This window comes from Shewanella hanedai, assembly GCF_007197645.1.
GTDB lineage: Bacteria > Pseudomonadota > Gammaproteobacteria > Enterobacterales > Shewanellaceae > Shewanella > Shewanella hanedai.
Map to the genome: position 1 here is coordinate 1 of NZ_VKGK01000040.1, position 13818 is coordinate 13818.

The window sequence follows — 13818 nt, forward strand, 5'->3', positions numbered from 1 at the left end:
CGACAGCGAAAGTAGCAAGCTACTTTCCTGTTTCCGCTCGACTTGCATGTGTTAGGCCTGCCGCCAGCGTTCAATCTGAGCCATGATCAAACTCTTCAATTAAAGTTTTTTTGTTCTACTCTGTTAGAAGTAAAACGGCTCAACGAATTATACTGTTTTTCATCAATCCGAAGATTAATGAAGTTTACATATTTCTATGGTCACTCAGCTTCTCTTATAAAAGAGATTCGTTGAGATAATTTTTGATTGCCTCAAAGAGGCAATTTCGAATAACTCAACACCTGTGAGTGTCCACACAGATTTCTTGTTTTGAATTGTTAAAGAGCTTCACACTATCGTGTGACCGTTGACGCTAGGTCGCTGGTTTTTTACTAACTTCCCAAGACATATCGTCTTGGCTAGGGAGGCGTATTCTACACTCTCCACTGTCGGCGTCAAGCGCTTATTTTATCAAGTTTTTCGAGTGGTGATTTCTTATACAGAAGTCAAACTCGAAGCTTGTAAAGCGTTTGTCACCTGAATCAAATCTCCGAAGAGTCTTAACCCCCTAACACTGCTGCAAGTCCCGTACTACCTAAGTAGTTGGCCTGCTGTGCCGTGTCAGTGGGAGCGAATTATAGGGAGTTTTAGAATCAGCGCAAGGGCTTTTATCGTTTATATCGGCTTTAGGGAACTGACTGCCTTTTTATCATTCGATATGGCTAATATAGCGACGTAATCTGAGCTCTAGACACAAAAAAAGGGCTTACGCCCCTTTCATTTACTAACACTGTTTATCCATTCTTACTGTTTACCAATAAAACCTTGGATAAGTTCTGTAGCTTGTTTGTCATCCCAATCTACAAAAGTTCGCACAAAAGCTATTAGCTCGCCGTCTCTATTCAAGATAAAGGTCGCAGGAATAGTATCAAGTGGGAACACTTCTCTGAGGTTTTGCGTTTCATCATAATAGGAATTGAAAGTGTCCATTCCTAACTCTTTAAGAAAAGGCTCTACTTTTGCCTTCCCTTCTAGATCAATTGAAATTGGCAGAACAACAAAATCTTGCTTATCAAACTTTTCAGATAGTCTTGAAACAGCTGGGAGTTCACGCACACATGGAGGACACCAAGTCGCCCACATGTTCACCATGATGATTTTACCCTTGTGCTGGCTAAAATCTACAGCTTCACCTTGCTCGTTTTTAAATGGAACGACGGCAATTGGAAAAGGTTGTGGTAATACGCTTATCAGTCCAACATTCGTCTGACTCTCACCTTCAGCTTGCTTCTGCATACCAGGATACGCAGAAACGGTACTGATAGATAAACAGGTCAGCATCAATAATGAAACTTTCAGCAAATTCGCCATTCGTTTCATTTACTGTCTCGTTTAAGTAGTGTGTCTAACTCGTTCTGTTCTTCTGCGCTGATCTCTTGATCATCGACTTCTGTTATGCGTTGTTTACGTATAAAGAAGAATCCAATCAATAAACCACACATTAATAAGAAAACAGGTCCTAACCATAATGCGTATGTCTTGGCTTCCATTCTTGGTTTATAAAGAACAAATTCACCATAGCGACTGGTCATAAACTCAATAACTTCATCATCGGCTTTACCGGCATCTACCATCTGGTATACCTCAAGACGAAGATCTTGAGCTACTGGAGAGTTTGAGTCTATTAAGTTCTGATTTTGACATTGAGGACAACGCAACGAATGCGCTAACTCTAATGCTCGTTTCTGATTATCCACCGACTTAAATTCATAAGTATCCACTGGCGTTGCAAATACACCAGAGATCATGGCAAGCGATAATAGTAGTGCACTCGAAAACTGAACCATAGACTTAATCATGAAGCACCATCCAATTTGGCCACAGCCTGAAGCTCTTTAATCATAGGTAATAAAGTCTCGTTCCAAACCGTTTGATCGATAGGACCTGCATAACGAAATCTGACGATCCCATTATGATCGATTAAGAAACTTTCCGGAGCACCATACACACCAAGATCTAAACCTAAACGACCATCATGATCGAAAATGTTCTTAGTATAAGGATCGCCTTCACGGCTTAACTCACGAATCGCCATCGAACGTTCATCACGGTAGTTAATACCATATATAGGTAGAATTCCTTGACGCGCAAACCGCATTAAGTAGGGATGCTCATATTTACACGACGGACACCATGTGGCCCATACGTTCAATAGAGATACCTTACCTTTTAAACTTTCGTTAGTAATTATTTCACTTCTGTCTTCTAGACGCTCAAGTTGGAAAGCCGGTACAGGCTTTCCTTGTAGAGCAGAGTCTAATTTTTGAGGATTAAGGAAGAGTCCCTTATAAAGGAACACTCCCATCACCAAAAATAGTACCAGTGGAATAAATAGTACTAGCCTCTTCTTCATACTTGCCCCAATTCAAGTTAAGCCGTAGCTAATTTTACTTTCTCGGCATCAGACTTTGATGCTTCTGTTACTTTCTTCGTGCGGTAACGTTTATCTGATGCGGCAAAGAACCCACCCACCATCATGAAGATGCTACCAAACCATAACCAGCGGACAAATGGTTTGTAGTTCAAGCGCACTGCAAACTCAGTTCGGCTAATCGGATCGCCCATGGTGACATAGAGATCTCGGAATAAGCCCCAGTCGATCCCCGCCTCTGTCATGTCCATAGTACGAACGTTATATTGGCGTCTATCTGGTCTAAGTAAGGTGATCAACTCCCCCTCTTTTGACACTTCTATCTGTCCTTGTTGAGCCGTGTAGTTCGGTCCAACAACATTCTTAGTTTCAATGTAATTAAAGGTATAACCAGCAAGTTCTTGTTGGATACCAGGTCCCATACGAACACTCTTTTCGATTGAGTAGTTCGACACCATTGTGCCACCGACGACTGAAACCGCGATGCCTAAGTGAGCGATGATCATACCAAGCTGGCTTCGGTTAATACGAACCAAACTTAATGAACCATCCTTCGCTTTCATCATGTCGTAACCAGCACGGAATGTAGCAAGCACAATCCATACTGCAGCAGTAATACCTAGCATGACCCAGATGTTAAACTTGCCATCGGCCATAAACGGTGCAGCGATACCAACTAAGGTAGCAATAACCGCAGGAACAACCAGCTTGGTTTTTAAAGCACCAGGCTTAGATTTCTTCCAGCGAATATTCGGGCCTACTCCCATAAATGCAAATAGCACTAAAATGATAGGGACAAACACAGCATTGAAGTATGGAGGACCTACAGAGATCTTACCCATGTTCAAGGCATCTATCAGCAAAGGATAAAGCGTACCAAGTAGCACAGTACCACAGGCAACAGTGAGTAGAATATTACACACTAAAAGCATGGTCTCACGAGACTTAAGCTCAAAACGTGCAGGACTCTTCATCTCGCTGGCGCGGAATGCAAATAAGGTGAGCGACCCACCCACTGCAATTCCCAAGAGTAATAGAATAAACATACCTCGACTTGGATCTGCTGCAAACGAGTGAACTGACGTCAGTACACCAGAACGAACAATAAAGGTACCTAATAAACTTAATGAGAATGCAAAGATAGAGAGCAACACGGTCCAGTTACGGAAAGCCGCACGTTTCTCGGTCACGATCACTGAGTGTAAAAGTGCAGTTCCTATCAACCAAGGCATAAACGAAGCGTTTTCTACCGGATCCCAGAACCACCAACCGCCCCAACCAAGTTCGTAATATGCCCACCAAGAACCTAGAGAGATACCACCAGTTAGAAATATCCATGCAGCCAATGTCCAAGGACGACTCCAACGTGCCCAGGCAGAATCAAGACGTCCACCCATCAAAGCTGAAATTGCAAAAGCAAAACTGACAGAGAAACCTACGTAACCCAAGTAAAGCATTGGTGGATGGAAGATTAGCCCAACGTCTTGCAACATAGGATTTAGATCGCGACCTTCCATTGGCATCGGTAATAGACGCTCAAACGGACTCGACGTTAAAATCATGAAGAGTGAGAAGCCGATAACAATAAAGGCTAATACTGACAATACCCTAGCAATAAAGACTTCTTCTATACCTTTACTGAAAAAGGCCACTGCGGCGGTCCAGCCTGATAAGGCAAATACCCAAAACAGTAACGATCCTTCATGTCCACCCCATACTGCGGCGATCTTAAAAAAGATAGGTAACTGTGAATTGGAATGGTGTGCTACATATGCAACCGAGAAGTCATCGACAGCAAAGCTATAACCTAAAACGATAACAGATAAGAAAATAAAGAAGAACATGCCATAGCTTAATGGCCAAGCATAACGTACTAAGTATTGGTCTTTACGTGCAACACCTATTAAGGGAACGCTAGCCAATAGAAAGGCAAATGCCAAACCTATTATCAGCGACAGGTATCCTAATTCAGGGATCATGGGGTTTCCTCGGTCCTATTGATGGATTAAATTAACAAACCGCTAATTCAACACATATGAGTTTGCAACTTACACTACTCAAGGTACAAATATTGAGTCATTTTAGTATTTGCTATTGTATCTGTCTGCTTCTTTCGCACAAATATGGGTGACTAGTCTCATTCTTCGTTAACAACAATCACAGATATCGTTATCAAAAGCAGCCGATTTTAAGCTGAGACCCTTACTTGAAACTTAAGTTTCAAGTGTTTTTCAGAAATAGAAACGAAGTGTGAACCAGTACCCAACTATCACTTTTTACGCAAGTTATGTCCCTATATTACTGTTCAATGAATAATCTTTACGTATAATCGCTTTCATATTCCTGCGGTATACCCGCTTTCTTTAACTAATGTGAAAAAGAAATAATGACCACTCTCTGGATTTTTATTGCGCTTTTCTTATTAGTCAGCCTAATGCTGATTTGGTTTCCTCACTTTCGACAGCAGAAAATGCTACAGACGGAAGAAGCAGGAGTGCGTAAACAAACAAACCTCGAATTATTTAACAATCGTCTTGCCACTTTAGAAAAAGAACTCGACGATGAGCAGATCGACCAAGTTGAATTCGACGCCCTAAAAAAAGAGCTAGAAATCAGCCTACTTCAAGATATGAAGCAAGGAAGTGATGACTCTTTAGTGACGAAGATAAAACCTAAAGGTTTGCTATGGCCAACAGTCATGTCTGTCGCAGTATTAGGGATTTCTGGATACTTTTATTCAAGTTTAGGTGCCTACGCTGACTTAAATAAAACAGAACAGGCAAGTCCTCATGCTGGTATGACTGCAGATCAAATTATGCAGCAACGACTACAGATGATGGAAGAGCAAGCTAAAGCAGAACCTGAAAATAGCCAACTACTGTTTAGTCTAGGTCATAGCTATATTTCAGCTAATCGTTATAACGATGCTATCAATACCTTTGATAAAGCCATGGTGTTAGTCGGTGTTCAAGCTGAGTTGCTTGGACCAAAAGCAACAGCCATGTACTACAAAGCAAATCAACAGATGACACCTGCTGTACAAGCTGTTGTTGATAAGTCTCTCTCACTTGATCCAGAAGACCCATCAACACTGTTATTGGTTGGCATGAATGCATTCTTTACTGCAGAGTATCAGACCGCCATCGACTCTTGGCAGACCATACTCGATAGTGAACGTAATGATGTTGACCGAAGCGCAATCATCAATGCTATCGACAGTGCCAAGATGAGAATGCAATCCGAAACGGGTGACATTCCAAATGATGTAGCACACGCTCAAGTTAATAATGTTGCCAAAACAGTTAATATAGAGGTGTCTGTATCTCCTGAGCTACTCGACCAAGTAGGTAGTTCAGATATGTTGTTCATCTTCGCTCGTAATACTGAGGGGCCTAAAGTGCCATTAGCCGCAGTAAAGCTTTCGGCCAATTCACTACCTACAACCATCACACTCGATGACAGTACCTCTATGGGTGGCGATGTAAAACTCAGTGGCGCAAACAAGGTTGAGATTATTGCAGTGCTATCTAAGCACGGTACAGTAAAACCTCAAGCTGGCGATCTAAAGGGTTATATTGCGACGGTTAATGTCGGTGATACAGCCCAGCTCGTGATTGATGAACAAGTTAACTAGTAGACTTGCTTGTGATTAATCAATTAAAGCCAGCGAAAGCTGGCTTTTTTGTATTCAGTAACTCAAATAGCAGGCATAAAAAAACCGGCTAAATGCCGGTTATTTAGCTCTAAAAGAGAGCGATAACAAAAATTACTTAGACATGTAGTCAATTGCATTCTTGTAATCTTCATCTGTACAATCAGTACACATGCCACCTGGTGGCATAGCGCCCTTACCAGTTTTTACAGTAGATACTAATGCATCTAATCCTAGAGCTAAACGTGGAGCCCAAGCAGCAGCGTCATGTGCTTTTGGAGCGCCAGCGACACCCATGCTGTGGCATACTTGACATGCCTTATCGTAGACAGCCTTACCTTCTTGTGCAGAAACGCTTGCAGACAAAGTCAGTGCAGCTACAGCAGTCATTGCTAACAGTTTTTTCATGTTCGATGTTCCTAATGCAAATTCGTACAAAGCTCAACGCTACCTTTTTCCTCAAAACAACGAGTAAGGCAGACTATTATTTTAGCTATTTAAGGATACAACAAACTTACAGCAATCGCACCTTTTATGACTTTAATCAAAGCACAGGGGCAAAAGTTTAGCAGAAATAAATGATTCGTTACTATATTAGTAAAATTTGAAAAAGTTCCATCTGTTTTGTTAAAAGGTTTCATTTTTTGGAAGCATATCAAATTGCTGACACTAAAAGTCAACCATTACTAAACCCTGAAAAGGGTTTGTGATAATATCATTTATGTTAACTTTCGGCTTGAAATAGAGGATTCAGTGGTAGAAAAAAACAGTTCTAAAACCCTGCTCTCAGCCAATCAATTGACTTGTATTCGTGAAGAACGAATTCTATTTGATGAGCTCAGTTTTGAGATAACCGCGGGGGAAATCGTACAAATTGAAGGCCCTAATGGCTCAGGTAAGACAAGCCTACTGCGTATCTTAGCTGGTTTATCACGCCCATACGCTGGCGATGTTCATTACCAAGGTATGAATATCATACGGGCCAGAGATGAATTTAATGATGATCTACTGTACCTAGGACACTTGGCTGGTGTTAAAAGTGAGTTAACGGCAGAAGAGAACCTTAACTTCAATTTAAGGATCAGCGGTTATGATAAGTTCGATACAAGAGATATTTTAGCCAAAGTTAACTTAGCAGGTTTCGAAGAAGCACTTGCTGGTCATCTTTCAGCTGGTCAACATAGACGTACAGCATTAGCAAGGCTGTGGCATACGAACTGTAAAATATGGCTGCTTGATGAACCTTTCACTGCTATCGACAAGAAAGGTGTTGAAGAGTTAGAACACCTATTTCTCGCCCACGCAAAACGTGGCGGCTGTGTTGTACTCACTACACATCAAGATATGGGAATTATCGGTGACGATATACTCCGCAAAATATGTCTTGAATATCGCTTTGTATAGGGTTGATAAATGAAAAAAGGCATTAGTTTCAGACAAGCATTTTTCACACTGTTAAAGCGTGACTTACAGATTGCGATACGTCATAAAGGCGATATTTTTAACCCGCTACTGTTTTTTATCTTAGTAGTAACCTTGTTCCCATTAGGTATCGGCCCAGAGCCACAAGTATTATCAAGAGTTGCACCCGGTGTTATCTGGGTTGCCGCTTTATTGGCCTCAATGCTGTCATTGGAGCGACTATTTAAAGCTGACTATACCGATGGCAGTCTAGAACAGATGCTATTAAGCCCCCAACCTTTACCGTTAATGGTACTGGCTAAGGTTTTGGCACATTGGATACTAACAGGCGTTCCACTCATTCTAGTGGCCCCTTTATTAGCTGTTCTGCTCCATTTAGAAGACAACAGCTACGGAGCATTAATTGCTACGTTAGCGCTAGGGACACCGGTATTGAGCCTGTTAGGGGCTATAGGTGTCGCATTAACGGTAGGATTACATAAAGGTGGTGTTTTATTAAGCCTACTAATCTTACCTTTGTACATTCCAGTACTGATATTTGCTACAACAGCAATCGATGCAGCTGGAATGAATTTACCTTATAGCGGTCATCTCGCAATTATTGGTGCGATGTTGGTCGGTTCATTAGTCTTAGCGCCCTTTGCAATAGGCGCATCATTAAGAGTGAGTACTAACTAAGATGTGGAAATGGCTACATAGTTACGCGGATCCAGAACGCGCATATAATCTCTCAGGCAAACTACTTCCATGGTTTGCCATGCTTGCCACAGCCCTAGTTGGTATAGGTTCTGTTTGGGGGTTAGCTTTTGCGCCAACAGATTACCAGCAAGGTGACAGTTACCGAATTATCTTTATCCATGTACCCGCGGCTTCTATGTCTATGGCAGCTTATATGGCCATGGCGAGCTCGGCATTTATTGGATTGGTCTGGCAGATAAAGTCTGCAGATTGGGCAGCTGCAGCAATTGCACCTATTGGAGCAGTGATTACCTTTATTGCACTAATTACAGGCGCAACCTGGGGTAAACCAATGTGGGGAACATGGTGGGTATGGGATGCACGACTCACCTCTGAACTGGTTCTTTTATTTCTTTATCTTGGTGTTATTGCCCTCTACGCTTCTTTTGAAGACAAAGTACTGGCAGCAAGAGCTGCTGGCATACTGGCGATTGTGGGTGTGATCAACATTCCAATCATTAAGTATTCTGTCGAGTGGTGGAGCTCACTACACCAACCTTCAACCATTAGAATTACCGAAAAATCAACCATGTCTACTGACATGCTATACCCTTTGCTAATCAACATTGCTGGTTTCGGGCTCATGATAGGCGCTATCACCCTGATACGTTTCCGCAGTGAGATACTGGCACGTAATGGCATGCGACCTTGGGTACGTGAACTTGCTATAGCCGAAGGAGTTAAATAATGCAATTCGATTCGTTAGCAGATTTTTTCAACATGGGTGGCTACGCTTTTTATGTGTGGCTAGCTTATGGTGTGACATTTTTTTCATTAGGTACATTAGTAATATCAAGCTTACGTCAAAAACGAAAAGTGTTGAACGATATCGCTAAGAAGATACAGCGTGAAGACCGTTTAAAAGCAAACCGGAGTAATTAATAGTGAACCCTAGACGTAAAAAAAGACTCGCTCTCGCAACGGCTTTAATTGGCGGAGTTGCCGCTATAGCATCACTTTTGCTATATGCACTAAATTCAAATCTAAACCTTTTTTATACGCCAACAGAAATAGTACAAGGTAAAAAAGATACCGGCGTTAAACCTGAACTCGGTCAACGTATTCGCGTTGGTGGCATGGTTACAGTCGGTTCTATGGTTCGTGACCCAAGCAGTCTGCATGTAGAATTTGCAGTTCATGATTCACTCGGTGGCGAAGTCATTGTGACTTATGATGATCTATTACCAGATCTTTTCCGTGAGGGCCAAGGTATCGTAGCTCAAGGTGTTTTAGTTGAAGGTGGTAAGCTTCAGGCAACTGAAGTTTTAGCAAAGCATGATGAAAACTACATGCCTCCTGAAGTCGCTGAAGCAATGGGACAGACCCATGAAAAGCTTGACTACAACGCTGAACAAAAAACCGGATATTAAATTATACCCTTAATGATAAGGCCTCTTAATGAGGCCTTTTTTATAGCTAACTTTCACAGCAAGTAAAAGCAAAGTATCCTGTCACCTCAACTGAAAATTAGCTACCTTGTCCTCCCCTACCACTCATTGGAGATCTAACTAGAATAATTATCGTATTTATTTTCGTCATCGATATTCCACAACAAATATGAGCCTGATGTGCACTCAATATTCAGAACCCATCTCTATATCGACTAAAGTTTGCCCTATTCATATTTAGAGCGTATTAAATGCCTCGCCCCTTCACTGTGTCCGCCCATCAAGCGCCTTTAGACGCTCTCTAAGCACCTAAAGCTAACGAAACACATCCTAATGGCTCATCTAATTGATCACCGCTTATAAGTAGCTTTGGAAAACTAAACAGTTTTACTCAAAATAGAGGAACTACGCTATAGAAACTTCGATTTAGATAGCGAGTAGGAAGCACGTCGGAGATTCAGTAAGCCGAAATAATCTCTTCTCTACAAATGCTCAGTAAATTTCTTTTGTGATGTAGCCAATTTATGTTCAACTAAACAAAGAGATTACTGTAGATCGAATAGAGCCTTAGATAATCTTTTAGGTGTAACTAACGTAATAAAGAAAATTGTCAGACAAGATATAGATATCGGTGGAGTTAGTATCAAGCAGTAAAACGAGAGTTCAGAAGAGTCATACCAATCAGTATAAGAAGTTGATCTACTCAGAGTGTTTTTTGGCAAACTAATTCAAGGCGAATGGATGACATAATGGTTATTCCCTTGTGAGTTCATTCAACGCAGAAATAGGCAGCCAAAAACACTCCTTACAGGCGAGTTTTAGCGGTTCTGATGCTGTGTTAACGAGCTTAACCGTAGAATAACTATGCTCTTCACTCGTTGCAAACCACATGGATGTGGTGAATGTCATTAATGCAGGAGCAATTAATGACCTTGCCTCAGTACCGCTAAACTCTCGCTGAGCGATCAAGTCTTTATACTGATTGGTATCAAAGGGGGATGCAAGTGATCCAAGAGAAGATAATGAGAACAATGGTTCCAAAATTCAGACATAAAAAAGCCGGGCTATTGCCCGGCTTTTTACAACGAAACCTTAATTACTCAGCAGAGTCATCAGCTTCAACAGCTTCAGCATCTTCTGGGCGACCTACTAGTTCAATATACGCCATAGGCGCTTTATCACCAGTACGTAGACCGCACTTAAGGATACGGGTATATCCACCAGGACGTTCCTGGTAGCGTGGACCCAATTCATTGAATAACTTACCTACGACTTCAGCGTCGCGTGTACGAGCAAATACCAAACGGCGATTTGCTACGCTATCACTTTTAGCAAGTGTTATTAGAGGTTCAACTACGCGACGCAATTCTTTCGCTTTAGCAACAGTAGTCTTGATCACTTCGTGACGAACTATTGAGCATGCCATGTTACGGAACATAGCTTGGCGATGACTGCTGTTACGGTTCAGTTGACGACCACTCTTACGATGGCGCATGACTAATCCTTATTACCTAATTCTGTACAGATCTGGACTTAAAGGTCGTCTGCTAAACTAGCTGGAGGCCAGTTTTCAAGACGCATACCTAACGACAGTCCGCGAGACGCTAAAACATCCTTAATTTCAGTAAGAGATTTCTTACCTAAGTTAGGAGTCTTAAGCAGCTCAACTTCAGTGCGTTGTACCAGATCACCGATATAATGAATCGCTTCAGCCTTCAAACAGTTAGCTGAACGTACAGTTAGCTCTAAATCGTCGACAGGACGTAGCAAAATCGGATCGAACTCCGGCTTCTCTTCTTTCTGCTCTGGCTCAGTAACATCACGAAGTTCAACAAACGCATCTAGCTGTTCAGCTAAAATAGTTGCAGAACGACGAATTGCTTCCTCAGGATCAATAGTACCGTTTGTGGTCATATCAATAACGAGTTTATCTAAGTCAGTACGCTGTTCAACACGTGCAGCTTCTACATTGTAGGCTATACGAGCGACAGGTGAGAAAGAAGCATCGACCAACAAGCGACCGATAGGGCGATCATCGTCTTCAGTTTGTGCACGGGCTGATGCCGGTACATAACCACGACCACGCTCTACGCGAATACGCATGCTGATATCATTATTACCTGTCAAATGACAAATAACATGATCAGGATTCATGATGGTAACATCACCATCATGCGTGATATCTGCTGCAGTAACAGGGCCTGCGCCTGACTTACTTAACGTAAGCATAGCTTCGTCTTTTCCTTCGACCACAACTGCTAAACCTTTAAGGTTTAGTAGGATCTCAAGAACATCCTCTTGCACGCCTTCCTTGCTACTGTATTCATGCAGTACACCATCGATCTCTACTTCGGTTACCGCGCAGCCTGGCATTGACGACAATAGGATACGACGCAACGCGTTGCCTAAAGTGTGACCGAAACCACGTTCAAGCGGCTCTAGTGTAACTCTGGCACGTGTTGGATTAACCTGCTCGATATCAACGAGACGCGGTCTAAGAAATTCTGTAACAGAACCCTGCATTGTGTCCTCTCTTTTGTATTAACTTTACTTAGAGTAAAGTTCGACGATGAGCTGTTCGTTAATTTCCGCAGATAAATCACTACGCTCAGGTAGACGCTTGAAAGCACCTTCCATCTTAGTGTTATCAACTTCAACCCATGTTGGCTTTTCGCGTTGAGAAGCAACTTCTAAAGCAGCAATAATACGCGCTTGCTTCTTAGACTTCTCACGAATGCTCACTACATCATTCGCAGACACTTTGAATGATGGAATGTTAACAACGCTGCCATTTACCATAATCGACTTGTGACTTACAAGCTGACGTGATTCAGCGCGAGTAGCACCAAAACCCATACGGTAAACAACGTTATCAAGACGGGTTTCTAAAAGAGTAAGTAGGTTTTCACCAGTGTTACCTTTAGCACGTGCAGCGTCTTTGTAGTAGTTACGGAATTGCTTTTCAAGCACACCATAAGTACGACGAACTTTTTGCTTCTCGCGTAGCTGAACACCATACTCAGACAAACGGGTCTTACGAGCGCCGTGTTGTCCAGGTGCAGTTTCAAGCTTACACTTCGAATCGATTGCTCTCACGCCGCTTTTTAGGAAAAGGTCTGTACCTTCTCTGCGGCTGAGCTTGAGCTTTGGACCCAAGTATCTTGCCATGTTCTTTCTCCAACTATCCTATTAAAAACGACGAGTTATACGCGACGTTTCTTAGGAGGACGACAACCATTATGAGGGATAGGCGTCACATCGGTAATATTGGTTATTTTATAACCAACCGAGTTTAGTGCACGAATCGCTGATTCGCGCCCTGGACCTGGACCCTTTACAAAAACTTCAAGGTTTTTAACACCGTAGTCCTGAGCAGCAGTACCTGCACGCTCAGCAGCAACCTGTGCAGCAAAAGGGGTAGATTTACGTGAACCACGGAAACCTGAACCACCTGAAGTTGCCCAAGATAGTGCATTACCTTGACGATCAGTAATGGTAATAATTGTGTTGTTGAAAGACGCGTGGATATGCGCCATACCATCAGCAACCTGTTTACGTACACGCTTACGCGGAGAACGTGACGGAACTTTAGCCATTTCGGTTTACCCCGTTACTTTCTGATTGGTTTACGTGGACCTTTACGCGTACGCGCATTGGTCTTAGTACGTTGCCCACGAAGAGGCAGGCTACGACGGTGACGTATTCCACGGTAACAACCAAGGTCCATAAGACGTTTGATGTTCATGGAAACTTCACGACGCAAATCACCTTCTACAGTGTATTCGGCAACTGCTTCGCGTAGTGTATCAATTTGAGCTTCGCTCAATTCCTTGATCTTAGCGTCTTCAGCAACAGAAGTAGCCGCGCAGATTGCTCTTGCGCGAGTACGGCCAATGCCGAAGATTCCAGTCAATGCGATGACTGTATGCTTATGATCAGGAATGTTAATGCCAGCGATACGGGCCACTATGCACTCCTAAATAGTTAATGGTTATCTGTGAAAAGCCCGGTAGGATACTCGACAGATAACAGTTTTGCAAATAAAATTTTGTTCAGCCCGAACAGGGCTGAACAAATGTTTTTAGCCTTGACGCTGTTTGTGTTTAGGTTCAACACAAATCACACGTACAACGCCACTACGTTTGACGATCTTGCAATTACGGCAGATCTTCTTCACGGAAGCTCGAACTTTCATTTCATCACTCCGA

Annotated in this window: 18 protein-coding genes and 1 rRNA gene; 6 read left to right on the forward strand and 13 right to left on the reverse strand. The window is 42.4% G+C overall.

Going from position 1 to position 13818, the window contains the following annotated elements; translation table 11 throughout:
• The 5 genes from FN961_RS22225 to FN961_RS22245 all read right to left on the reverse strand — a co-directional run.
• A 16S ribosomal RNA gene (locus tag FN961_RS22225) occupies window positions 1-102 on the reverse strand; the annotation flags it as partial.
• Between the two features lie 681 nt (window positions 103-783).
• Window positions 784-1359 (reverse strand): TlpA disulfide reductase family protein, encoded by a 576-nt coding sequence (locus FN961_RS22230; RefSeq protein WP_144042357.1) that lies wholly within the window; start codon window positions 1357-1359, stop codon window positions 784-786.
• Complete coding sequence (gene nrfF, locus FN961_RS22235) at window positions 1356-1838, reverse strand: heme lyase NrfEFG subunit NrfF (protein WP_144042358.1); 483 nt, start codon at window positions 1836-1838, stop codon at window positions 1356-1358. The genes FN961_RS22230 and nrfF overlap by 4 nt, the downstream gene beginning before the upstream one ends.
• A complete protein-coding gene (locus tag FN961_RS22240; protein ID WP_144042359.1) occupies window positions 1835-2392 on the reverse strand; it encodes a DsbE family thiol:disulfide interchange protein in 558 nt (185 codons plus the stop codon). The genes nrfF and FN961_RS22240 overlap by 4 nt, the downstream gene beginning before the upstream one ends.
• 17 nt (window positions 2393-2409) lie before the next feature.
• Window positions 2410-4389: a heme lyase CcmF/NrfE family subunit gene (locus FN961_RS22245; protein WP_144042360.1), complete on the reverse strand. Its 1980-nt coding sequence runs from the start codon at window positions 4387-4389 to the stop codon at window positions 2410-2412.
• A 407-nt stretch (window positions 4390-4796) separates the two neighbouring features.
• Here FN961_RS22245 and ccmI point away from each other — a divergent pair, with 407 nt between their 5' ends.
• Complete coding sequence (ccmI, locus tag FN961_RS22250; protein ID WP_144042361.1) at window positions 4797-6044, forward strand: c-type cytochrome biogenesis protein CcmI; 1248 nt, start codon at window positions 4797-4799, stop codon at window positions 6042-6044.
• A 132-nt stretch (window positions 6045-6176) separates the two neighbouring features.
• Here the strand turns inward: ccmI and FN961_RS22255 are convergent, their stop codons facing one another.
• Window positions 6177-6470: a c-type cytochrome gene (locus FN961_RS22255; protein ID WP_144042362.1), complete on the reverse strand. Its 294-nt coding sequence runs from the start codon at window positions 6468-6470 to the stop codon at window positions 6177-6179.
• A gap of 345 nt (window positions 6471-6815) precedes the next feature.
• On the opposite strand from FN961_RS22255, the gene ccmA reads away from it, so the two are divergent.
• The 5 genes from ccmA to ccmE are packed head-to-tail and all read left to right on the forward strand — an operon-like array spanning window position 6816 to window position 9592.
• The gene (ccmA, locus tag FN961_RS22260; protein ID WP_144042363.1) at window positions 6816-7466 is read left to right on the forward strand and encodes a cytochrome c biogenesis heme-transporting ATPase CcmA; all 651 of its coding nucleotides are present in this window, start codon (window positions 6816-6818) and stop codon (window positions 7464-7466) included.
• 9 nt (window positions 7467-7475) lie between these two features.
• The gene (ccmB, locus tag FN961_RS22265) at window positions 7476-8162 is read left to right on the forward strand and encodes a heme exporter protein CcmB (protein ID WP_144042364.1); all 687 of its coding nucleotides are present in this window, start codon (window positions 7476-7478) and stop codon (window positions 8160-8162) included.
• A 1-nt stretch (window position 8163) separates the two neighbouring features.
• Entirely contained in the window at window positions 8164-8910 is a 747-nt protein-coding gene (ccmC, locus tag FN961_RS22270) for a heme ABC transporter permease CcmC (protein ID WP_144042365.1), read from the forward strand.
• The gene (gene ccmD / locus FN961_RS22275; protein ID WP_144042366.1) at window positions 8910-9104 is read left to right on the forward strand and encodes a heme exporter protein CcmD; all 195 of its coding nucleotides are present in this window, start codon (window positions 8910-8912) and stop codon (window positions 9102-9104) included. Before ccmC ends, ccmD begins: the two co-directional genes overlap by 1 nt.
• A gap of 2 nt (window positions 9105-9106) precedes the next feature.
• A complete protein-coding gene (gene ccmE / locus FN961_RS22280; protein WP_144042367.1) occupies window positions 9107-9592 on the forward strand; it encodes a cytochrome c maturation protein CcmE in 486 nt (161 codons plus the stop codon).
• Window positions 9593-10363: 771 nt separating this feature from the next.
• Here ccmE and FN961_RS22285 read toward each other — a convergent pair.
• From FN961_RS22285 to rpmJ, 7 genes are all read right to left on the reverse strand, one after another.
• Window positions 10364-10642, reverse strand: a complete 279-nt coding sequence (locus FN961_RS22285; RefSeq protein WP_144042368.1) for a hypothetical protein — start codon at window positions 10640-10642, stop codon at window positions 10364-10366.
• A 64-nt stretch (window positions 10643-10706) separates the two neighbouring features.
• A complete protein-coding gene (gene rplQ, locus FN961_RS22290; protein ID WP_144042369.1) occupies window positions 10707-11105 on the reverse strand; it encodes a 50S ribosomal protein L17 in 399 nt (132 codons plus the stop codon).
• A gap of 38 nt (window positions 11106-11143) precedes the next feature.
• Window positions 11144-12133 carry a DNA-directed RNA polymerase subunit alpha gene (locus FN961_RS22295; RefSeq protein WP_144042370.1) on the reverse strand — a complete coding sequence of 330 codons (990 nt, stop codon included), beginning with the start codon at window positions 12131-12133 and terminating at the stop codon, window positions 11144-11146.
• A 24-nt stretch (window positions 12134-12157) separates the two neighbouring features.
• A complete protein-coding gene (gene rpsD, locus FN961_RS22300) occupies window positions 12158-12778 on the reverse strand; it encodes a 30S ribosomal protein S4 (protein WP_144042371.1) in 621 nt (206 codons plus the stop codon).
• Between the two features lie 35 nt (window positions 12779-12813).
• On the reverse strand, window positions 12814-13206 hold the full coding sequence (gene rpsK, locus FN961_RS22305; RefSeq protein WP_012153476.1) for a 30S ribosomal protein S11: 393 nt from the start codon (window positions 13204-13206) through the stop codon (window positions 12814-12816).
• A gap of 14 nt (window positions 13207-13220) precedes the next feature.
• Window positions 13221-13577, reverse strand: a complete 357-nt coding sequence (rpsM, locus tag FN961_RS22310; protein ID WP_012327242.1) for a 30S ribosomal protein S13 — start codon at window positions 13575-13577, stop codon at window positions 13221-13223.
• 114 nt (window positions 13578-13691) lie between these two features.
• Entirely contained in the window at window positions 13692-13805 is a 114-nt protein-coding gene (gene rpmJ, locus FN961_RS22315) for a 50S ribosomal protein L36 (protein WP_006083579.1), read from the reverse strand.
• Between the last annotated feature and the right edge of the window lie 13 nt (window positions 13806-13818).